Genomic DNA, 21,691 nt, shown 5'->3' on the forward strand with positions numbered 1-21,691 from the left:
TCGATTGATGTCTAAACCAAAACATATATTGGTCATAAGGCTTTCAGCAATGGGAGATGTCGCTATGACAGTTCCGGTTTTGAGAGCCTTAGTTTTACAGCATAAAAAAGTAAAAATAACTGTCGTTTCTAGACCCTTTTTTAAACCCTTTTTCGACGAAATTCCGAATGTCAATTTCTTTGCCGTTGATTTACAAAAACGCCACAAGGGATTTTTAGGATTACTTCGATTGTTTTCGGATTTGAAAAAATTGAATATTGATGCCGTTGCCGATTTGCATAATGTTCTTAGATCAAAAGTTGTCCGAAGTCTATTCGCTTTAAGCGGAAAAAAAGTTGCCTTCACCGATAAAGGGAGAGCAGAAAAGAAGGCGTTGACCAGTTTGATAAACAAAGTTTTCAAGCCCATAAAACCAATGGTAAAACGTCATCTGGAAACGTTTGAAAAACTTGGCTTTTCTATTGATTTAATTAATCCTCAGTTTCCCGACAAAGCTATTTTGTCGGATGAAATTCTGAAAATAACCGGAATTAAAAATCAAAACTGGGTCGGAATTGCACCTTTTGCTCAATACCAAAGGAAAGTCTATCCACTCGATTTGATGCAACAAGTGATTGATGAATTGGCCCAAAATACTTCCCTCAAAATTTTTCTTTTTGGTGGCGGAAATGAGGAAATTAAACAATTAAATCAATTACAAAACAACCATTTGAATGTGGTTGTAATTGCAGGAAAAATAAAATTTAAACAAGAGTTAGATTTAATTTCTAACTTAGATGTGATGCTTTCTATGGATTCTGGAAATGCACACATTGCAGCAATGTTAGGCGTAAAAGTCATCACGCTTTGGGGAGCTACACATCCGTTTGCTGGATTTTCGCCATTCAACCAACCGATTGAAAATTGTATTACTGCTGATAGAGAAAAATATTCGCTTTTGCCTACATCCATTTATGGCAACAAGAAAGTTGAAGGTTATGAAGAGGTTATGCGAACTATTGAACCGGAAAAAGTAGTGTTCCAAGTTCAGTATTTGTTGGGAGTTTAGTTTTCAGTCGCAGTAGTTTTCAGTCGCATTCTCAGTTTTTCAGGGATAAATTACAAGTAAATTTTATTGTCTATACACATTCCAAAAATAAACGATTTTAAATTGGAAACGGCTTCGGCATAATTGGGAGCATCATAGCCAAACCTTTCGTGTTCCATTTGCGCTTTTTCCATGGCATTGCATCCTTTGATGACTTCCCGAATCATATCGAGTAGAATCAACTCTTTGTTTTTGGTTTTTTCAAACTTTAAATCGACCAATTCATCTTCCAATCGGTCGCAATATGCCAAAAGCTCTTGTACTTCGGGTTCATACAAAAGGTCTTGAGCTTTTTTAAATATGTCCAGTTTGTTTTTCATTTAATTGATTTTTATACGCAATCAAAGAAACCTACAACCAACAACTGATAACCAATTTAAACATCATCATAATCCACGAAAATCTCACCCGAAGTTGGATGAGCTTGACATGTTAGAATTAAACCTTCGGCAATTTCACCATCAGTTAAAATCGTGTTTTTCTTCATTTCGGCAGTTCCTTTTGATATTCGGGCAATACAGCTACTGCAAATTCCGCCTTGGCAAGAATAAGGAGCGTCTAAACCTTGTTTTAAAACGGCTTCCAATAAGGTTTGCTTTTGCGACATTTCAAATGAAGTTTCGTCACCATCCACCAAAACAGTAATTTTTGTATGACCTTCAAGCGATTTTTGCACATCATTTTCGGGGGTAGTGGTTGAAAACAATTCGAATTTTATATCTTTTTCTTTGACGTTGTTTTCTTTCAAAACGTTACTTACGGTGTTAATCATCTCTTCCGGACCGCATAGGTAATATTTGTCAAATTCTTTTTCTTTGTGCTTGTTTTTCAACACAAAATTTACAACTGATTTTTCAATTCTACCAAACAATTGCTCTTCCGTTTTTTGCTGACTAAAAACATAATGCACAAAAAATCGACCGACATATTTTAATTGTAAATCGTGTAATTGGTTGTAGAAAATGGTATCATTAGTTGATTTATTACCGTAAACCAATACAAACGTACTTTTAGGTTCTTTTTCTAAAACCGTTTGCAAAATTGACATTACCGGTGTGATTCCGCTTCCGGCTACAAAAGCAGCATAATTTTTTTGTCGAGACGCAGCGGGTTCAAACGTAAATTTTCCTTCGGGAGTTCCTACTTCTAAAACTTTTCCAGCCGTTAATTGTTCGTTGGCAAATTTGGAGAAATAACCGTTTTTTACGGCTTTAATCGCAATTCGCAATTCACCACTTTCCGGTGTAGAACAAATGGAATAAGCACGACGAATTTCGTTTCCGTCTAGTGTAAGTTTGAGATTGATATATTGCCCGGCGGTAAATTGATAGTTATCCTTCAATTCTGAGGGTACGTTAAACAAAACTGAAACCGCCTCGGGTGTTTCGCGAGTAATTTCTTTGACTGCTAGTTTATAGAAAGTAGACATGAATTTTATTTTTTACAAAGGTAGTAAACCACAGTTTTTATAAACAGCATATTTTTTAAAAAAATATACCTAAGATTTTTATGTATAAGAAACTTATGTATATTTGTGTTTCAAATTCACATCAGATGAAAAACTCAGCATTATACAAAGGAAGTCTTAATACCATTATAATGAAGCTTTTAGAAGAAAAAGGACGAATGTATGGGTATGAAATTACGCAAAAAGTAAAAGCTATCACACAAGGCGAATTAAACATTACAGAAGGGGCTTTGTATCCCGCTTTGCATAAATTGGAAGCCGAAGGTTTGTTGGAAGTAGAAGTAGAAAAAGTAGATAACCGCTTACGTAAATACTATAAACTTACCGAAAAAGGCAACAAAGAAACAGTAAATCGATTGGCTGAACTGGAAGAATTTATTAAGAATATGCAAAACATTGTTAATCCGAAATTGAGTTATTAAGATGAAAACATTAACTACACAAAATCTCAAATTCATTGATAATTATCTCAAAAAAAGCGAAATTATTTATGATGATATTCGGATGGAACTCACCGATCATATCGCTTCTGCAGTTGAAGAAAAAATGAAACTTGAAAGCATTGATTTCTATGATGCTTTTAAAAGTTATATGATTTCAAATAAAAAAGAGCTTTTAAAAAAGTTTTCCGGGAGCGGATTCAAATCTTTTGAACCTATTAAAAATTTTGGTTTGTTTTTATTGAAGCCCTATTTGATTTTATTTGCATTATTCTTCTACTTGGGAATATGTTTTTTTCAAACAACAATTGATATAGAACCATTTATTTATGAATTTCATCATTATTGGCTTTTATCAATGTTTTACTTTGTAATTATTCATTTAGTCTATTTTAATTTTATAAAGAAAAAACGATTTTATGCCATTGAGCAGTCTTTTTTTGTACTGACAATTATATATTATGTTTTTATATTTTTTTCAATACCATACCAAGTAGAAGATTATAATTTTATTTTCTGGACAGATACATCAATACTTTTTTTCTCGATAGCTTTTCTATTTTTTTATTTTAATCGCATCAAAAAATATTATAACAATAAGCATATATGGAACTAAAAGTTAACCAAGAACAAATAGACCGTCTCTACCGCTTTACCCGTGAACATTTTGTAGAACATTATGATTTGCAAACCGAATTGGTCGATCATCTTTCCAATGCTATTGAGCAACAATGGATAGAAAACCCAAAGCTTCCGTTTGAAGAAGCCTTGCAAAAAGAATTCAAAAAATTTGGTGTTTTTGGATTTATGAATGTAGTAGAACAAAGACAAGCTGCTTTACAAAAAAAATATAATTTATTGATATGGAAACACTTTAAATCTTTTTTTTCAATTCCAAAAATAATAGTCACCATTTCATTAATTATTGCCTTATTTTATTTTTTTAAATATGTTTTTTTCTACGAACTGATGGCGTTTGGTATGTTGCTTTGGTTTCTTTTTCTTGTAATTGCATTATTATATGAAAAGAAAAGGATGAAAAAACGTAAAAATCAAACCGGAAAAAAATGGATGTTCGAAGAAATTATCTATGGCTACGGTTCTTTTTCAGGTGTCTTTACTTTTCCCATTCACATGATGAATCTTTTTTCTAATCAAGGAAACGGAACGCCAAACGATTTTGTGCTTTTCGGGATAAGCTTTTTTCTTGTTTCGGTTTTCATTGGAACCTATATTGTTACAAAAATCATCCCATCCAAAGCCGAAGAATACTTAAACCAAACGTATCCTGAATATACTTTTTTAAGCTGAACATGTAACAAATCAAAAAAATTACAGTCCAATTATACAACCTAACATATACACAACCCATAAACCAATCAATCGATGATAAAACGTTTTCTCTCACTCGAATGGAAATATTTTTTTAGAGCTGCTTCGTTTCAGACAAATTTAGCCATTAAAATTCTAATGGTGTTTGGGGCGTTATATTTTACCGTCATGTTTTTATTTTTGGGTGGCGGCTCATATTATTTTATTCAAGAAGTACTGAAAAAAGAACCTTTTTATTTGATAAACAAGTTCATCTTATACTATTTCGTTTTCGATTTAATTTTCCGCTTTTTTCTTCAAAAAACACCAGTCATGAACATCCGACCGTTGTTGTATATCAATATCAAAAAAGATACTATCGTTAATTACACCTTAGGTAAAACCGTTTTGTCTTTTTTTAATATTATGCACTTGTTCTTTTTTATTCCGCTTGCAGTTGTTTTGGTGGTGGAAGGGTTTAATGTAATAGGAGTATTGACATGGACTTTAGGAATGTTAGCTATTGTTCTGATAATTAATTTTTTAAATATATTAATCGATAAAAAAGACATCGTTTTTTATACCGTTGTAACCCTTTCCGTTACTTTAGGCTCCTTACAGTATTTTAATTTATTTGACGCCACCGATTACACCGTTATTTTTTTTAAAGGAATGTACGATTACATTTGGATGGTCATCATCCCAATTGCAGCATTAGTCATACTCTATAAAATTGTGCACCGGTTTTTCAAAAATAATTTATACCTCGATGCCGGACTATCCACTCAACACGAGATTGCCAAAACTCAAAATTTTGAATGGCTAGACCAATTTGGGACCTTAGGAACATTTCTTAAAAATGATATTCGTTTAATTACCCGAAATAAAAGAGCCAAATCGGTAATTATGATGAGTGTCCTATTTCTTTTCTACGGGCTTCTTTTCGGGTCAGGAGCAATTGAAGTATATGATGGCCCTGTTTGGCAAGTCTTTGGGGGAATTTTCGTTACCGGCGGATTTATGTTCAGTTTCGGTCAATTTGTACCGAGTTGGGACAGCTCGTACTACAATTTAATGATGAGTCAAAATATTCAATACCGTGAATATTTGAGTTCAAAATGGTGGCTAATGGTAATTGTAACATTAATAGCTGCAGTATTTGCTTGTTTCTATCTTTATTTTGGTTGGAAAGCATATTTACTTGTTTTGGTAACGGCGGTGTATAACATTGGAATAAATGCTTACATCGTTTTGCTTGCAGGAGCTTTCACAAAAACTCCCATCGATTTAATGAGTAATAAAAATGCATTCGGTGACAAGAAAGCGTTTAACCTCAAAACTTTATTACTTGTTATTCCTCAAATCATTCTGCCTTTAGGTCTTTATTATTTAGGTATTTTAATGTTTGACGAAATAACCGGACTTGCTTTTATTGCATTAGCCGGAGTTCTAGGTTTTGCTTTTAAATCACGCGTATTCAATTGGATTGAAACTATTTATAAAACACAGAAATACGAGACCATTGCCGCATACAAACAGAAAAACTAAAAACGAGACACCATTTACCAATCACTCACAATCTTAAAATCATGATACAAGTTAATAATCTTAGTAAAACGTATAACGGAACAACCGTTTTAAAAATAAATGAATTAGAAATTCCGAAAGGACAAAGTTTTGGTTTAGTTGGAAATAATGGTGCCGGAAAAACCACTTTTTTCAGTTTATTGTTGGATTTGATCCAGCCTTCAACCGGAATGATTACTAGCAATTCTATTCAAATCAATACCAGCGAAAAGTGGAAACCCTTTACTTCAGCATTCATTGACGACAGCTTTCTAATTGGGTATTTAACACCTGAAGAATATTTCTATTTTATCGGTGAGCTTCGCGGATGGAACAAAGCCGATGTGGATAGTTTTTTGTTAAAGTATGAAGATTTTTTCAATGGTGAAATTTTGAATAACAAAAAATATTTACGTGATCTTTCTAAAGGAAATTCTAAAAAAGTAGGTATTGTAGCTGCTTTGATTGGCGAACCGGAAGTGATTATATTAGACGAACCGTTTGCTAATTTAGACCCAACCACACAAATTCGTTTAAAAAAAATCATCAAAGAATTAGCAGAAGACCCAACTGTTACCATTTTGGTCTCCAGTCATGATTTGCAACATACTGTTGAGGTTTCTAATCGGATTGTTGCTCTTCAAAAAGGAGAAGTCGTGTTAGACTTGATACCTTCTTCTGAGACGTTAAAAGAACTAGAAGCTTTTTTTGCTGCTTAAAGACTTCTTATTTCTTAAAAAGCAGGAAATAAGGTTTCTACATAAAAAAGCAGCAATAGTTTTCTCAATTTCAAAAAGAAATGTATTTTTACCCTTGCTATATACTAAAAGTATAGGTTTTTAGTTATGCATTAAAACATTTTTTATTTTGAAATTCATTACTTTTAAATACTTTATTTTTTTTGTTGTTGTTTCTTTTTTAATAGCGTGTTCAACCAAAAAGGACAAGTTTATTAACCGAAATTTTCACGCTGTTAATACCGAATATAACGTTTTGTTTAATGGCGAATTGGCTCTACAAGCCGGTTTGAATGAAGTACGAGATACCTACCAAGATAATTTTTGGGAGATACTTCCCATTGAGCGTATGCAAACGGAAGATGAAGAAGTATTCTTACCCGGGCAAAAAGTTAAAAATGCCAATTTTGAAAAAGCAGAGGAAAAAGCGACCAAAGCCATTCAAAAACGTTCTATGTTGATTGGCGGAAGCGAAAAAAACCCTCAAATGGATGAGGCTCACTTATTACTTGGAAAATCAAGGTATTACGACCAACGTTTCATCCCTGCTTTAGAAGCATTTAATTACATTTTATACAAGAGTCCGGCCAGCGATAAAATTTATGAAGCAAAAATTTGGCGTGAGAAAACAAATGTTCGCTTAGAAAACGATGCCTTGGCCGTAAATAATCTTTCTAAATTATTACGTGAAATTAAATTTAAAGATCAGGTTTTCGCTGATGCCAACGCAACGCTAGCCCAAGCTTTTATTAACTTAGAGCAGAAAGACAGTGCTATTTCCCGTTTAAGATTAGCCTCTAAATTCACAAAAATTGATGAAGAAGAAGCTCGATACAAATTTATTTTAGGACAATTATTCGAATCAATCGAAGAAAAAGACAGTGCATTTGTTTACTATCAATCGGTAATTGATATGAAAAGAAAATCTCCGAAACGGTACACTATTCAAGCTCACGCTAAACAAATTCAACAATACGACATAAAAAAGGATACAATTGCTCTTTTTGAAAGATTTACTAAACTGTTAGAAGATCGCGAAAATCGTCCGTATCTAGATATCCTTTATCATCAAAAGGCATTGGTTTACGAACGGTTGAAACAGCCTGACAATGCCATCAAAAACTATAACAAATCGCTTAAGGCTCAGTCGTTAGACAATTATTTATTGGCTTCGAATTACAGAAATTTAGGAGAAATTTACTTTTACAAAGCAAAATACGCTACTGCTGGACATTATTATGACAGTACTTTGGCCTTGTTAAAACCTCGCACACGAGAATTTAACACTTTTAAAAAGAAACGAGACAACTTAGACGATGTGATTAAATATGAGGGAATTGCACAGCGAAACGACAGTATTTTAAATGTTGCATCACTCGCTAATGGTGATAAAATAGCTTTTTTTGAAGATTATATTGTCAAATTAAAAAAGAAAGAAGAAGAAGCTGAAAAGCTGGCAAAAGACCAAGCAGATAGAGCAGAAATAGCTGCTGCTGCTAATCAAAACGCAAAAGACCTTTCAATAAGTAACCGAAATAGTATTAGCAATTCTACTCTAACATCCTATTCAGGTGGAGGTTCCGCAAACAATTCTAAATTTTATTTTTACAATCAAGTTACTGTCGATTTTGGGAAAAAAGAGTTTGTTAAAAAATGGGGCAAAAGAGATTCCGGTGGAAATTGGCGATTGTCTTCCAACTCCTTTTCAAAATCTAAAGAAGAGGAAAACCAAGAATTAACGGAAGAGTTGGCAACGGCCTCAAAAGAGACTGATCCTAAGTATTCTCCTGATTTTTATATTGCTCAATTACCAACGTCTAAAACCGAGTTAGACAGCATTGCCAAAGAGAGGAACTTCGCGTATTATCAATTGGGCGTGATATATAAAGAAAAATTCAAAGAGTACCAATTGGCATCCGACCGTTTAGAAATTTTATTGCGAAGAAATCCGGAAGAGCGTTTGATTCTACCAACAATGTATAATTTGTTTAAAATATATGAAATTACCGATCCTTCCAAGGCTTTGGCAATGAAAGATAAAATCATCACACAATTTCCCGATTCTCGATATGCTCAAATCCTTTCAAAAGCCGGTACTTCTGCAGAAAATTTAATTGATGACCCTGAAATAGTCTATAAAAACCTCTATAAATCTTATGAAAAAGGTGAATATAGAGAGGTTGTTACTAATACAGTTTTTGCCATTGAAAAATTCACAGGTGATGAAATCATGCCTAAATTGGAATTACTCAAATCAAAAATTACTGCCAAAATAGAAGGATTGGCTGCCTATAAAAAAGGATTAAATTATGTGGCGTTAACTTATCCGAATTCCAACGAAGGAAAAGATGCTGAAGCATTATTATATGATAATATCCCCTACTTAGAAAGTTTATATTTTGATCAAGTAGAACCAACAAGTTTTAAAGTACTTTATCATGCAGACAATTTAGATGATAAAAAAGTAAAAACACTGATAGAAAAAATCACAAAATTCATTAAAGAAAGAAACCAATCTCAATTAACCACTTCCATAGATTTATACACTATGGATAAGAATTTTTTTGTAATTCATGGTTTACGGGATGAAGATTATGCTAAAGGCGTTGTTTCAATTCTGAAAGAATTCAAAGAGTATAAAATTTCTGAAGAAGCAATCATCATTTCGTCTGAGAACTATAAAATAGTTCAAATGAAAAAGAACCTAGAAGAATATTTAGACCCTAATCTACGTGTTGTTCCACCACCTTATACGCCAAAACCCAAACGTATCCAAGAACAACAAGAACGTCCGCAAATTATTATTCCTGCTCAAAACCCCATATTACCTCCAACTCAAAGTAAAGGTACTATGCAACCACCATCAGGAAATGACCCGCAGACAGCACCAAAAAGCAGAACTAATTCTAAAAACACTCGAAACAATGAACAGGAATCAAGATCTGCGATAATGCCACCTTCGGAAGGAGGAAACCTTAAAAAAGGATAATTATGTTTAAAAAAGACGCAAAATCATATACCGACTTGCTGGGAAAAACCAATAGAATTGTTGAAGGAACCGTTATTAAAGGAGACATCACAACAACTACAGATTTTAGACTAGATGGGCAGCTTATCGGAAACTTTCATTCCAATGGAAAAATTGTTATTGGTCCAAGCGGAATAGTAAAAGGAGATATTGTCTGTAAAAATGCTGATGTTGAAGGCAAATTTGAAGGGAAAATACAAGTATCCGAGATCCTTAGCTTAAAATCAAAAGCCGTTATTCACGGTGAAGTAATTTGTGGTAAATTGGCCGTAGAACCCGGAGCAGAATTCAGTGCGACTTGTGTGATGAAACCCAACGTAAAAACGTTACTAACTCAACATGAATCCGGAACCGAAGAAAAAACCGCTTAACAAATGGTTGCAATTAATCAACATTCCTATTCAAATGGGACTAGTGATTTTTCTTTTCGCTTTTTTCGGAAAATGGTTAGATGAATATTATGGCAATCTTAATAGTCCAAACGTGAAAATTTTCACAATGATTGGTGTTTTTTTAGCCCTTTATAATGTTATTCGACAGGTTAATCAACTCAATAAAGAAGAATAAAAATGAATTTTAAAAAACTTTGGTTTTTTTTCGGACTATTAAAATATACCATTCCGGTTTTTATTATTCATTTACTCCTTTTTCAATTACCTGATTTAAAAGTTGCATCACAAAACTTCTACCTGAGTATACCGGAGTTATACCTTATCTATTTTATCTTTTCAAAAATTATTCTTTTCGTATTAATTCAGGTTTCTAAAAAAAATTTCGACAATGTAGGAATGACATTTTTAGTTATTACCAGTGTAAAGTTAGCTATGTCTTATTTTATTGTGCGACCTATTTTAAATTCTACAACCGAAAACACACTTGAAAAAGCTAATTTCTTTTTTATTTTCATTCTTTTTTTAGCAATTGAGACCCTAATTACGATTCGATTATTAAACAAAAAACAATAATCAATCGGTTATGGTGCATATTAGTCAAAAAAAATAATTTAATACACTTGCAGAATAAAGAAAAAATGTACCTTTGCACCAAATTTTAGAAACCCTAATAGTTAAGTTTAATCAATATGGTGATTTCAAAAAAACCACTTCATTTTATAGTTGCCTTACTAGTGTCGGTTTTACCGCTACTATCCTCAGCAAATAATCCGGATTCTACTGCTGTTCACAAAGAAGTTGCTCATGCTGAAATAGAAGAACATCATAACGTAGAGTCTAAAGATTTAAAGACGGAAATAAAAGAATATATAGCTCACCACTTATTAGACTCTTATGATTTTCATCTGTTTTCTTGGGAAGACGACACTAAAGTAGCACACCACATTGGTTTCCCACTTCCGGTTATTTTAATTGATAATGGTATTCAAATTTTTTCTTCTTCTAAATTTCATCATGGAGAGTCTGTGGCAGAAAGCAACGGTAACTATTATAAATTATACCACGGAAAAATTTACAAAACAGATGCAGAAGGAACTGTTAGTTATGATGATAAGCACCATGTTACCAACACAAAACCAACGTTAGATTTATCCATCACCAAAAATGTTTTTATGATGCTGGTGGTTTCTGTTTTAATGTTTTTATTATTTTCCGGCTTAGCAAAATCATATGCTAAAAATGGTGGAATTGCAAAAGGAGCAGGACGCTTTTTTGAGCCTATCATTTTATACATTAGAGATGATATTGCCATTCCTAATATCGGACACAAAAATTATAAAAAATACATGAGTTATTTGTTAACCATCTTTTTCTTTGTGTGGTTTTTAAATATGTTCGGATTAACACCTCTTGGGGTAAACGTTACCGGTAACATTGCAATAACTGCAGGACTTGCTATCTTAACGTATTTAATCACAACATTTACAGCTAATAAAAATTATTGGGGACATATTTTCTGGATGCCGGGAGTTCCAAGTTTAATGAAAATTGTTTTAGCTCCAATCGAATTATTGGGAACAATCATTAAACCTTTTTCATTAATGATACGTTTGTATGCAAACATTGTTGCAGGCCACGTTGTATTAATGAGCATCATTGGTTTGATGTTTATTTTCAAAAACTGGTTAGGAAGTAGTTTATCTTTCTTCTTAGCTTTTGCTTTATCCTTGTTGGAAATTTTGGTTGCAGCGTTGCAAGCTTATATTTTCACCATGTTATCGGCTCTTTATTTTGGAGCAGCCAATGAAGAGCACCATCATGAGGATGCTCATCATTAATAAATTGAATGTTTAATTAATTAATATATACATTATGCAAATTCCAACAATTGTAGGAGCAGGATTAATCGTTATCGGTGCTGGTTTAGGTATTGGTAAAATTGGTGGTTCAGCAATGGATGCTATTGCTCGTCAACCAGAAGCTTCTGGAAAAATTCAAACAGCTATGCTTATTGCAGCAGCTCTTATTGAAGGTATTGGTTTCGCTGCGTTATTCGCTGCTTAATTAAAAAACAAACAACAGTTATAACGGTTGGTTATAACTGTTGTTTTTAAAAAAATTAAAATTTTCTAAATTATTGATATAAATGGAGAAGTTAATAGAACAGTTTTCACTTGGTTTATTTGTTTGGATGCTTGTCATCTTTGTGGGCTTAATTTTTCTTTTGAAAAAGTTCGCTTGGAAACCAATTTTAGATGCCGTTAACGAAAGAGAAGAAGGTATCAAAAACGCATTACTTTCAGCCGAAAATGCTAAGAAAGAAATGTTAAACCTTCAATCGTCAAACGAAAAATTAGCCGCCGAAGCAAGAGCAGAACGTGATGCCATGATGAAAGAAGCACGTGAAATCAAAGAAAAAATGATTAATGATGCGAAATCAGAAGCACAAGCACAAGGCGAAAAAATGATTGCTCAAGCGAAAGCCGCTATCGAAAGTGAAAAAAATGCTGCCATGGCAGAATTGAAAAATCAAGTTTCTACCTTGTCATTAGAAATTGCAGAGAAAGTATTAAAAAGTGAATTGTCTAACACTGAAGCTCAATCAAAATTGGTTGAAAAAATGTTAGGTGATGCAAAATTAAATTAGCCTGTATGTCAAGAGCTGCGATTAGATATGCCAAAGCAATTATAGAAAATGCTGTTGCCAACGGAAAGGTTGAAACAATTAGTCAGGATATGATTTTAATCAACCAGACGGTTAGCTCAAACGAGGAGTTGAAAGCGTTTTTAAGTAGTCCGGTAGTAAAACCTCAAGCAAAATTTGACACCATTAACGAGGTGTTTGCTTCAGTTCAACCGGATACTAAAGGGTTGTTTTTGTTACTTAAGGAAAACAAGCGTTTTGAACTTTTGGGTGAAATTGCTCAGCAATATAAAGTACAACACGATGTGCTAAACGGAATTGAAGAAGCTCATGTAACTACGGCTTTCCCAATTACGGCGGAGTTAGAAACGAAAGTGTTGGCTAAAATAAAAGAGTTTTCAAACAAGAAAATCACGTTAATCAATACAGTAGATCCATCCATCATTGGAGGGTTTATTTTGAGAATTGGCGATCAACAATACAATGCATCTGTTTCCAGCAGACTGCAACAATTAAAGAGAGAATTTAGTAATTAATATTCCAATAAAGATATAACAATGGCGGAAATTAAACCTGCTGAAATTTCAGCAATATTAAAAAAACAATTATCTGATTTCGAATCAGGTGCATCGTTAGAGGAAGTAGGAACAGTACTTCAAGTAGGTGATGGTATTGCTCGTGTATACGGCTTATCAAATGCTCAGTACGGAGAGTTAGTACAATTCGACAACGGATTGGAAGCAATCGTATTAAACTTGGAAGAAGACAATGTTGGGGTAGTATTGTTAGGTCCTTCAACAGGTATTAAAGAAGGTTCTACTGTAAAAAGAACACAACGTATCGCTTCTCTGAAAGTAGGTGAAGAAATGGTGGGTCGTGTAGTAGACACATTAGGAAACCCAATCGATGGTAAAGGACCAATCGGTGGCGATCTTTATGAAATGCCCTTGGAAAGAAAAGCTCCGGGAGTAGTTTTCCGTCAGCCGGTTAACGAACCACTTCAAACAGGAATCAAGTCAATTGATGCGATGATTCCGGTAGGAAGAGGTCAACGTGAGTTGGTGATTGGTGACCGTCAAACAGGTAAAACAACCGTTTGTATCGATACCATTTTAAATCAAAAAGAATTTTATGATGCGGGTCAACCGGTGTTTTGTATTTATGTTGCTGTGGGACAAAAAGCCTCAACAGTAGCCGGAATTGCTAAAACATTAGAAGACAAAGGAGCAATGGCTTACACGGTTATCGTGGCCGCAAATGCTTCAGACCCTGCACCAATGCAAGTATATGCACCATTTGCCGGTGCAGCTATCGGAGAATATTTCCGTGATACAGGTCGTCCGGCTTTAATTATCTATGATGATTTGTCTAAACAAGCGGTGGCTTACCGTGAGGTTTCTCTTTTATTAAGAAGACCACCGGGACGTGAGGCTTACCCGGGAGACGTTTTCTACCTTCACTCAAGATTATTAGAAAGAGCAGCAAAAGTAATTGCCGATGATGATATTGCGAAAAACATGAACGACTTACCGGACTCTTTACGTCCAATCGTAAGAGGTGGAGGTTCATTAACTGCTTTACCTATCATTGAAACACAAGCGGGTGACGTTTCGGCGTATATTCCAACTAACGTAATTTCAATTACTGATGGTCAGATTTTCTTGGATGGTGATTTGTTTAACTCTGGGGTTCGTCCGGCAATTAACGTAGGTATTTCGGTATCACGTGTAGGTGGTAACGCTCAGATTAAATCAATGAAAAAAGTATCCGGTACGTTGAAGCTTGACCAAGCTCAATTCCGTGAATTGGAAGCGTTTGCTAAATTTGGTTCAGATTTAGATGCCGTTACCTTAAACGTAATTGAAAAAGGAAGAAGAAACGTTGAAATCTTGAAACAAGCCGTAAACGACCCTTATACAGTTGAAGATCAGGTTGCAATTATCTATGCCGGTTCTAAAAACTTGTTGAGAAATGTTCCTGTGAATAAAGTAAAAGAATTCGAAAGAGATTTCTTAGAATATTTGAATAACAAACACAGAGATACATTAAACGCTCTAAAAGCAGGGAAATTCACAGACGAAATTACCGATGTGTTAGACCGTGCAGCGAAAGAAGTTTCAGCGAAATATAACTAAAAAGTATTAAGTAGTAAGTATCAAGAATTAAGACGTCTTGATACTTACTACTTAAATCTTAATACTAAAAAAATGGCAAATTTAAAGGAAATCCGTAATAGAATTAGTTCCGTTCAGTCAACGATGCAAATTACATCGGCGATGAAAATGGTTTCTGCCGCAAAGCTAAAAAAGGCCCAAGACGCCATTACAGCGATGCGACCTTATGCCGAAAAATTAACCGAAATTCTGCAAAGTTTAAGTGCTTCGATGGAAGGTGAAGTTGGTGGAGAATTTACAGCACAACGTGAAGTAAAAAAGGTTTTAATTGTGGCTATTACTTCTAATAGAGGTTTATGCGGTGCTTTTAATTCGAATGTTAATAAACAAGTAAAGTTGTTAGCCGATTCTTATGCCGGTAAAAAAGTGGATGTCTTAGCCATTGGTAAAAAAGGGAATGATGTCTTAGGTAAAACTTATTCGGTTATTGCTAACAAAAGTGACGTTTTTGATGCATTGACTTTTGAGAATGTAGCTGCCATTTCTGAATTATTAACCGAAAAGTTCATTTCAGGCGATTACGATAAAATCGAAATTGTATATAACCAATTCAAAAATGCAGCAACACAAATCGTTCAAACAGAACAATTTTTACCGTTAGCTCCTGTGGTTGGTGCGGCTACTGCAAGCTCCGATTATATTTTTGAACCATCCAAAGAAGAAATTGTGTTAACGTTGATTCCAAAATCATTAAAAACACAATTATACAAAGCCATTCGCGATTCATTTGCTTCCGAACACGGAGCTCGTATGACCGCCATGCACAAAGCAACGGATAACGCAACCGAATTGAGAAATCAATTGAAATTAACCTACAACAAAGCTCGTCAAGCAGCGATTACGAATGAAATCCTTGAGATTGTTGGTGGTGCTGAAGCGTTGAAAGGATAAATAAAACATATCTTTATATTAAAAAGAGTCAAACATTAGTTTGGCTCTTTTTTTATTAAATGTAAAAGTTAAACATTTTTTCGTTAGATTTGAAATGCTAATTCACTTATTTCTAAGTATATGAAATTAGTTCTACTCTCGAACACTCAAAAATTAAAGTTTGTTAAATTATTTGTATTTACTTTCTTTTTAATGAATTATTTAATTCATGCACAAGTACAACAACCAAACCATTTTACACCAGGTGGTGTGATGGATAATATTTTTGATAAAAGCGGAAATCAATATACTTTTAATGATATTTTAATAAATACTCAAAGTAATGCACAAAGTAGAGTAACTTTATTATCCTGTTCAAACAATTCCATTTTTAATTTGTATTTTGAAGAAGGAAGTGGTTGTGAAGATAATTCAATTAATGAACATAATTTAAGGCGACAAGTTATTTGTAATGTCTTTGAGGATTTATCCGCTTTTTTAACAACATCGTCTTCTGCATTACAACCAACTTCAACCACAAAAGTAAATATTTGGGTTAGAAATATAGCTAATATATCAAACGTTTCACCACAAACATTAGGTTTAGCTAGTGGTTTTTATAATTTACCTGCAAGTGCTACTACTGGAGGGATAACGGACAATGAAATTTGGAAGACAATTCATAACGGAATAGATTCATACACAAATGTTGTGAATCCTATAATTACTATTGGTAATGGTTCAAACTCTTCCGGAATATTTTTCCATGGTTATATGGCATTTAACTTTGATACATCAATTAATTGGAATTTAGACACTTCTGTATTTGCAAGTACAACAGAAAAAGATCTCTATACCGTAGTGCTCCATGAAATAACTCACGCATTAGGTTTTAATAGTTTAATTGATGTTGATGGAAGTTCAAAATTTTCCGGCGATTTTAATTATTTTTCCCGATATGATTTGTTTTTAAAAAGCAATACAAATGTTCCTTTACTTTCTACAAATTCAACTATAAATTTATATAACAATTCTTTCAATTCAACTTCATTATCTAGTACTATTTTACACCCAAATTGCACTATAAGCGGAAATGTCAATACAGGAAGTACTGTAAATACTACTGTTTGCAACAATGCAGTTAAATATTTTGGAGCGGTTTTTACTGTTCCTGTTTATACGCCAACTTGTTTCGAGAGCGGAAGTAGTTTAAGCCATTTTGAAGACGAACTCTATCCCATTTGCAGTAATGCTTATGGTAATGATAGTTATTTTGTAATGAGTAATGCCAACGGAAATGGTGTAACTAAACGTTTTTTAAAGCCTGAAGAGAGAAATGCTTTATGCGATTTAGGCTATACTGTGAATACAACCTATGGAGTAAGTGGTACAATAATTAATGGGGTTGATACTTTTTACGATTATGGAGGCTCAACATGTGATGGGATAATAGTTGCAGGAATTAATGATGGAATTACTTTTGGTGCAAATGATTTTGTCACATACACCTTTTTAGGTTATACTAGTATGGTTCCAAATATTAATATCTATAATATTTTGCAAAACGATCAAAACGCAACGGGATTTGAGGGTTTAGAAGATATTACTGGCAATTCCACTTTATCAGTAACGTCAGGAAATGCTTCTACAATTATAGAATTTAATAGTACAAGTGTTGGGTTGCATTTACTACGTTATGTACCAACTTACGGTGCACAAAAAGGAAATATAACATATATTTATGTCTATGTAATACCAAATTATCCAGAAGAATTATCAAGCTGTGTTCCTTTACCAAATCCATGTGATTTAATTTTGAACGGTGATTTTGAACAAAATTCATCTATACCTAATAACTGGTCAAATTTAAATTTTGCTTGTGGTTGGTGGGAAGATAGTATTTCCGGCCCGGATTATTTTCACATTGATTCACCAATTCAAACAGGAAGTCCTTCGATCCCTTGTAGTTCTACAGGAAATCAAAACCCGACAAGTTTTTCAAGTAATGGTCATGCCGGATTTTATGCTCTAAAACATATAAATTCAAGTGAACTAAATGTATATGAAACAATTACTTCAAAATTATCTTTTCCTTTGGAGCCTGATACAGACTATCAGTTAAGTTTCAATATTTCACTATCAGAAATGACAAGTACCAATCCAATTAAAGTGCAAGCTTTTCTAAGTTCAGATTATATTCCAAGAGCATTTCCAAATAATCATGACATCAGTAATGGTATTTTTCTAGAAAATGCAACTTTTACAACTAATTCTATTGATAATCAGTGGGATACTGTCGTTTTTAACTTTACAACTACTAGTGGAGGTGAACAATATTTATATTTAGGAGGAATTAATAATGTCCAATTTTCGACAAATCCTATTATTACTTCTCCTTCAAATGGTTGTGCTTTTATTGAGCAGAATGAAATTATTGATAATTATATTCATTCCTATAACTTTATAGATAATATCTCTTTAATTCCAACAAATGGTGCTAAGTTTATTCTTCCGGAGTCAGTCACATGTACTTCTGCCATTATTGAGGATTTACATGCTTTTTTAGGCGGAACGCCTCTAGATGGTTATTTTTCGGGACCAGGTGTTTCAAATTCTGTATCAACACCAGGAACTTATTCTTTTAATCCCGCTTTAGCTGGAGTAGGAACTATAGCAATTACCTATCATTATCAAAATAGTTCGGGTTGCACGATTGAATTAATTAGAAATATTTTAGTAACAGGAGCCGAAATTATTCCGCTTTTCTCACCAATTGACCCAATTTGTATAGGTGCAGCCTATACTTTACCTTCTGTATCAAATAATGGTTTCGCGGGAACTTGGAGCCCTGATTTTAACAATCAGTCCACCACAACTTATACGTTTACACCAAATGCAAATTCGTGTGCAATTCCCACAACACTCACTGTGGAAGTTACCAATACTAATGCTGTTACACCTATTTTTACGAGTTTAGCCCCTGTTTGTGCAGGTGCTACATTTATCTTACCAACTGTCTCTAATAATGGTTTTACAGGTACTTGGTCGCCAGAGATAAACACTGATTTTTCAACTCAATATATTTTTACACCAGATAATGGTCAATGTGCAACTCTTGCCCAAATGAACATAGAAATAATTAATCCTGAAATAAATTTAGAGGGAAGATTAAATGTTTGTATTGGAGAAAATCCTACATACAACTCCAGTATTCTTGGCGGCTTGTGGTCAAGTTCAGATATTTCGATTGCAACAATTAATCCTGTAACAGGTGAACTTACAACTTTTAATACGGGCACAATAACTTTAACATACACGCTTTCTGACTCTTGTTCATCATCGTCAAGTATAATTGTTAATATTATAGATCGCTACACAATCCCAGAGTTTAGTTTCCCAACAACTATTTGCAAAGGTTCAATCCCTCCAAGACTACCTGATATCTCTGATAATAATTTAACTGGTGTTTGGCTACCAGCCATTATTAATAATGTTGAAACAGGGGATTATACTTTTTTTGCAGATGACATCTGTATTGATCCAGTAACAATAACAGTTACTGTGATTACTGAAGGTGAACTAATAGCTACCGAAGATAATTTCAATTTACCTTATATGCCGGAACCCCATTTATCTCCAAGTATTTTAAATAATGATTTGTTTAACGGTAATCTAATTACATCTAATTTTTTAGGGCTTACGATTCAATTAATTGGGTTTAGTCACAATATTACAGTAAATAATGATGGTACTTTAAATATACCACCAGATTTACCCCCTGGGTTGTACTCCTTTGAGTATATATTAGAAAATACATGTTTGCATAGTGAAAGTAAAAAAATAACACTTAATATTTTTTACGTAGAACTATCTGCAAAAGAAAGGTTTATTGTTGATGTATGCTATAAACCTGATGCTTATATTACAGAACAATCCTTTTTAAGCGATGTTGCCTATGGCGAAATTCGTGCCACTTCAGAAAATGTGACTTTTAGTAATATTACTGCACCGGCAGGCTTTTCCATTAATCCGGATGGCACAGTAAATGTACCTGCAAATGCTTTACCCGGTGATTATATTTTTACCTACACACTTTGCCCAATAGGAAGTACAACGGGTTGTGTGTATGATATTATAGTAAGTTTTACAATTTATCCTACCGTTAGAGCTGAACCTGAAATTTTTTATTTTGATAAATTTGGTGTTTTCATTAACTCTAGTCACAATGACCCCCTAGATTTTAATGTTATTAGTAACGATGGGTATTCAGAGAATTGTGCTCTTCTGGCTCCGAATAGTTTTTTACCTCCAGAAATAAATTTAACTATCACAACTATTTCAAATGTGGTTTATGAATTTCCAACGGGTAATCATTTTATTTTGAATGAGGCAACTGGTGTAATAACTTGTTTTTCTAACATTGGTTTATTATCTGGTTATTATTCATTAGAATATTCTATTTGTGATTATCAATATCCTACGGTTTGCAGTAGAACAAATGTTTTAATTTATGTTATAGATGCTGTCGCAAGAACTCAAAATCAAATTAAAGAAACAGAAGTTATTAAAAACATAAGTATTTATCCAAATCCATCCAATGGAATTTATATTGTTGATTTTGGAACAGTAAAAGCTAATGCCTCCATAAAAGTTTTTAATGTTTTAGGTCAGGAAGTGTTACATGAAAAAAATATAAATGATAACTTTTATACTTTAGATATTTCTGAATTTGCAGATAGCTTTTATACCGTGAGAATTATTAATGAAAATGCTATCGTAACTAAATCTATTATAAAAAAGCAGTAAGTATAGAATATTATCATCAAAAACGTAAGTTTTTTTACCTCTTATTAGTAAAGGTATTAGGTATTAATCTTTAAATTATGAAGTCATGAAAAAACTATTATTTATTCTGTTGATTTTTTCAACTAATTTTTCGATGTCACAAATCATTAATTTTCCTGATGCTAATTTCAAGACAAAGTTATTGCAAGCTAATGTAGGCGTTAATATTGCTTTCAATGCTCAATATCAATCTATGAAAATTGACAGTAACAACAATGGAGAAATTGAAGTAAGTGAAGCATTGTTGGTATATAGGCTTAGTGTTGAATATGGGGATGTAGTAAATTTAGACGGGTTAGAATATTTTACTAATTTAATAGTTTTTAGTTGTAGGTTTAATCCAATCTCTTCTTTTTATTTTCCTACTCTTAATCAATTACAAGCTTTAACCATAGGTAATTCAAATATAACAAGCATTGATTGTACACCTTATATCCTGTTAGATACTTTGGCGGTAGGAGAAGGTCCTTTAGAAAATATAGATTTAGCAGGTTTAAATTTATTGCGTAGTATGAATTTTAAAAACACTTTTTTAAACAGTGTGGATTTTTCAAGTTTAACAAGTTTAAAATATGCTCTTCTTTCAGATAATCAATTTACTTCATTGGATTTTAGTACTAATTCGTTGTTGGAAGAATTGGTTTGTAAAAACAATATGTTAACTTCTATTAATATAAAAAATAATTCACTGCAAGACATTGGTCCAACTTCACTATTCAACGACTGTTGGAAAACAGGCAACCCCAACCTAACCACCATTTGTGCCGATGAAAGCGAAGTGGTTGCCGTACAAAATTTCCTGAATAGTTGTGGTACGCCGCAAACCATCAATGTAACGAGTGATTGTAATTTGAGTAGTGAGGATTTTGTAAATAATAAAGTGAAGATTTTTCCTAATCCTTCATCAGGTGTTTTTACTATCGCGTTGCCAAATAGTATTGAGGTAAGGAAAGTTCAAGTTTTTTCTTTAATAGGGCAAGAGCTTTATGTTGATTTTATTTTAAATACGACGGAAAAAACGATTGATGTTAGTCATTTGTCAAAAGGTACATATTTGCTTAAAGTGAGTGGTAATAATAGTACGACGGAGGAGTTAGTGGTTGTGAAATAAAAAGCTTTATTTTACTTA

General features: G+C 33.3%; 20 protein-coding genes. 18 read left to right on the forward strand and 2 right to left on the reverse strand.

Annotated features, from left to right (window positions below):
• The first annotated feature begins 7 nt into the window (after positions 1-7).
• On the forward strand, positions 8-1,048 hold the full coding sequence (locus tag R2782_RS03090; RefSeq protein WP_371266611.1) for a glycosyltransferase family 9 protein: 1,041 nt from the start codon (positions 8-10) through the stop codon (positions 1,046-1,048).
• Positions 1,049-1,098: 50 nt separating this feature from the next.
• Here R2782_RS03090 and R2782_RS03095 read toward each other — a convergent pair whose 3' ends face one another.
• Positions 1,099-1,407, reverse strand: a complete 309-nt coding sequence (locus R2782_RS03095; protein ID WP_371266612.1) for a hypothetical protein — start codon at positions 1,405-1,407, stop codon at positions 1,099-1,101.
• A 56-nt stretch (positions 1,408-1,463) separates the two neighbouring features.
• A complete protein-coding gene (locus tag R2782_RS03100) occupies positions 1,464-2,516 on the reverse strand; it encodes a 2Fe-2S iron-sulfur cluster-binding protein (protein WP_371266613.1) in 1,053 nt (350 codons plus the stop codon).
• Between the two features lie 125 nt (positions 2,517-2,641).
• Between R2782_RS03100 and R2782_RS03105 the strand changes: the two genes are divergently transcribed.
• The 17 genes from R2782_RS03105 to R2782_RS03185 all read left to right on the forward strand — a co-directional run bounded on the left by R2782_RS03105 (position 2,642) and on the right by R2782_RS03185 (position 21,673).
• Positions 2,642-2,977, forward strand: a complete 336-nt coding sequence (locus tag R2782_RS03105; RefSeq protein WP_371266614.1) for a PadR family transcriptional regulator — start codon at positions 2,642-2,644, stop codon at positions 2,975-2,977.
• Position 2,978: 1 nt separating this feature from the next.
• Positions 2,979-3,611, forward strand: a complete 633-nt coding sequence (locus tag R2782_RS03110) for a hypothetical protein (RefSeq protein ID WP_371266615.1) — start codon at positions 2,979-2,981, stop codon at positions 3,609-3,611.
• The gene (locus tag R2782_RS03115; RefSeq protein WP_371266616.1) at positions 3,602-4,306 is read left to right on the forward strand and encodes a hypothetical protein; all 705 of its coding nucleotides are present in this window, start codon (positions 3,602-3,604) and stop codon (positions 4,304-4,306) included. Before R2782_RS03110 ends, R2782_RS03115 begins: the two co-directional genes overlap by 10 nt.
• A 75-nt stretch (positions 4,307-4,381) precedes the next feature.
• Positions 4,382-5,854, forward strand: a complete 1,473-nt coding sequence (locus R2782_RS03120) for a DUF5687 family protein (protein ID WP_371266617.1) — start codon at positions 4,382-4,384, stop codon at positions 5,852-5,854.
• Between the two features lie 41 nt (positions 5,855-5,895).
• Positions 5,896-6,591 (forward strand): ABC transporter ATP-binding protein, encoded by a 696-nt coding sequence (locus R2782_RS03125; RefSeq protein ID WP_371266618.1) that lies wholly within the window; start codon positions 5,896-5,898, stop codon positions 6,589-6,591.
• Between the two features lie 148 nt (positions 6,592-6,739).
• A complete protein-coding gene (locus tag R2782_RS03130) occupies positions 6,740-9,598 on the forward strand; it encodes a tetratricopeptide repeat protein (protein ID WP_371266619.1) in 2,859 nt (952 codons plus the stop codon).
• 2 nt (positions 9,599-9,600) lie between these two features.
• Positions 9,601-10,008 carry a polymer-forming cytoskeletal protein gene (locus R2782_RS03135; RefSeq protein WP_371266620.1) on the forward strand — a complete coding sequence of 136 codons (408 nt, stop codon included), beginning with the start codon at positions 9,601-9,603 and terminating at the stop codon, positions 10,006-10,008.
• Positions 9,977-10,204 (forward strand): AtpZ/AtpI family protein, encoded by a 228-nt coding sequence (locus tag R2782_RS03140; protein ID WP_371266621.1) that lies wholly within the window; start codon positions 9,977-9,979, stop codon positions 10,202-10,204. Before R2782_RS03135 ends, R2782_RS03140 begins: the two co-directional genes overlap by 32 nt.
• Before the next feature lie 2 nt (positions 10,205-10,206).
• Positions 10,207-10,602 carry a hypothetical protein gene (locus tag R2782_RS03145; protein ID WP_371266622.1) on the forward strand — a complete coding sequence of 132 codons (396 nt, stop codon included), beginning with the start codon at positions 10,207-10,209 and terminating at the stop codon, positions 10,600-10,602.
• 116 nt (positions 10,603-10,718) lie between these two features.
• Complete coding sequence (gene atpB, locus R2782_RS03150) at positions 10,719-11,867, forward strand: F0F1 ATP synthase subunit A (protein WP_371266623.1); 1,149 nt, start codon at positions 10,719-10,721, stop codon at positions 11,865-11,867.
• A gap of 34 nt (positions 11,868-11,901) precedes the next feature.
• The gene (gene atpE / locus R2782_RS03155; RefSeq protein WP_008255642.1) at positions 11,902-12,093 is read left to right on the forward strand and encodes an ATP synthase F0 subunit C; all 192 of its coding nucleotides are present in this window, start codon (positions 11,902-11,904) and stop codon (positions 12,091-12,093) included.
• A gap of 82 nt (positions 12,094-12,175) precedes the next feature.
• Positions 12,176-12,676, forward strand: coding sequence for a F0F1 ATP synthase subunit B (locus R2782_RS03160; protein WP_371266624.1), 501 nt, complete (start codon positions 12,176-12,178; stop codon positions 12,674-12,676).
• Positions 12,677-12,681: 5 nt separating this feature from the next.
• Positions 12,682-13,209: an ATP synthase F1 subunit delta gene (gene atpH / locus R2782_RS03165; protein WP_371266625.1), complete on the forward strand. Its 528-nt coding sequence runs from the start codon at positions 12,682-12,684 to the stop codon at positions 13,207-13,209.
• Positions 13,210-13,230: 21 nt separating this feature from the next.
• Positions 13,231-14,808 carry a F0F1 ATP synthase subunit alpha gene (atpA, locus tag R2782_RS03170; RefSeq protein WP_371266626.1) on the forward strand — a complete coding sequence of 526 codons (1,578 nt, stop codon included), beginning with the start codon at positions 13,231-13,233 and terminating at the stop codon, positions 14,806-14,808.
• A 72-nt stretch (positions 14,809-14,880) separates the two neighbouring features.
• Complete coding sequence (gene atpG, locus R2782_RS03175) at positions 14,881-15,738, forward strand: ATP synthase F1 subunit gamma (RefSeq protein ID WP_371266627.1); 858 nt, start codon at positions 14,881-14,883, stop codon at positions 15,736-15,738.
• Positions 15,739-15,930: 192 nt separating this feature from the next.
• A complete protein-coding gene (locus tag R2782_RS03180; protein ID WP_371266628.1) occupies positions 15,931-20,523 on the forward strand; it encodes a T9SS type A sorting domain-containing protein in 4,593 nt (1,530 codons plus the stop codon).
• Between the two features lie 85 nt (positions 20,524-20,608).
• Positions 20,609-21,673, forward strand: coding sequence for a T9SS type A sorting domain-containing protein (locus tag R2782_RS03185; protein WP_371266629.1), 1,065 nt, complete (start codon positions 20,609-20,611; stop codon positions 21,671-21,673).
• Positions 21,674-21,691: the final 18 nt, after the last annotated feature.

Origin of the sequence: Flavobacterium sp. (genome assembly GCF_041392085.1) — a bacterium.
GTDB lineage: Bacteria > Bacteroidota > Bacteroidia > Flavobacteriales > Flavobacteriaceae > Flavobacterium.

What these genes read in the sequence shown, in the direction of transcription:
- R2782_RS03120 (WP_371266617.1), top strand. Translation starts at nt 4,382, where the DNA reads ATGATAAAACGTTTTCTCTCACTCGAATGGAAATATTTTTTTAGAGCT.
- atpA (WP_371266626.1), top strand. Translation starts at nt 13,231, where the DNA reads ATGGCGGAAATTAAACCTGCTGAAATTTCAGCAATATTAAAAAAACAA.
- atpH (WP_371266625.1), top strand. Translation starts at nt 12,682, where the DNA reads ATGTCAAGAGCTGCGATTAGATATGCCAAAGCAATTATAGAAAATGCT.
- R2782_RS03105 (WP_371266614.1), top strand. Translation starts at nt 2,642, where the DNA reads ATGAAAAACTCAGCATTATACAAAGGAAGTCTTAATACCATTATAATG.
- R2782_RS03145 (WP_371266622.1), top strand. Translation starts at nt 10,207, where the DNA reads ATGAATTTTAAAAAACTTTGGTTTTTTTTCGGACTATTAAAATATACC.
- R2782_RS03125 (WP_371266618.1), top strand. Translation starts at nt 5,896, where the DNA reads ATGATACAAGTTAATAATCTTAGTAAAACGTATAACGGAACAACCGTT.
- R2782_RS03180 (WP_371266628.1), top strand. Translation starts at nt 15,931, where the DNA reads ATGAATTATTTAATTCATGCACAAGTACAACAACCAAACCATTTTACA.
- R2782_RS03115 (WP_371266616.1), top strand. Translation starts at nt 3,602, where the DNA reads ATGGAACTAAAAGTTAACCAAGAACAAATAGACCGTCTCTACCGCTTT.
- R2782_RS03095 (WP_371266612.1), bottom strand. Translation starts at nt 1,407, where the DNA reads ATGAAAAACAAACTGGACATATTTAAAAAAGCTCAAGACCTTTTGTAT.
- atpE (WP_008255642.1), top strand. Translation starts at nt 11,902, where the DNA reads ATGCAAATTCCAACAATTGTAGGAGCAGGATTAATCGTTATCGGTGCT.
- R2782_RS03160 (WP_371266624.1), top strand. Translation starts at nt 12,176, where the DNA reads ATGGAGAAGTTAATAGAACAGTTTTCACTTGGTTTATTTGTTTGGATG.
- R2782_RS03090 (WP_371266611.1), top strand. Translation starts at nt 8, where the DNA reads ATGTCTAAACCAAAACATATATTGGTCATAAGGCTTTCAGCAATGGGA.
- atpG (WP_371266627.1), top strand. Translation starts at nt 14,881, where the DNA reads ATGGCAAATTTAAAGGAAATCCGTAATAGAATTAGTTCCGTTCAGTCA.
- R2782_RS03185 (WP_371266629.1), top strand. Translation starts at nt 20,609, where the DNA reads ATGAAAAAACTATTATTTATTCTGTTGATTTTTTCAACTAATTTTTCG.
- R2782_RS03100 (WP_371266613.1), bottom strand. Translation starts at nt 2,516, where the DNA reads ATGTCTACTTTCTATAAACTAGCAGTCAAAGAAATTACTCGCGAAACA.
- R2782_RS03110 (WP_371266615.1), top strand. Translation starts at nt 2,979, where the DNA reads ATGAAAACATTAACTACACAAAATCTCAAATTCATTGATAATTATCTC.
- R2782_RS03135 (WP_371266620.1), top strand. Translation starts at nt 9,601, where the DNA reads ATGTTTAAAAAAGACGCAAAATCATATACCGACTTGCTGGGAAAAACC.
- atpB (WP_371266623.1), top strand. Translation starts at nt 10,719, where the DNA reads ATGGTGATTTCAAAAAAACCACTTCATTTTATAGTTGCCTTACTAGTG.
- R2782_RS03140 (WP_371266621.1), top strand. Translation starts at nt 9,977, where the DNA reads ATGAATCCGGAACCGAAGAAAAAACCGCTTAACAAATGGTTGCAATTA.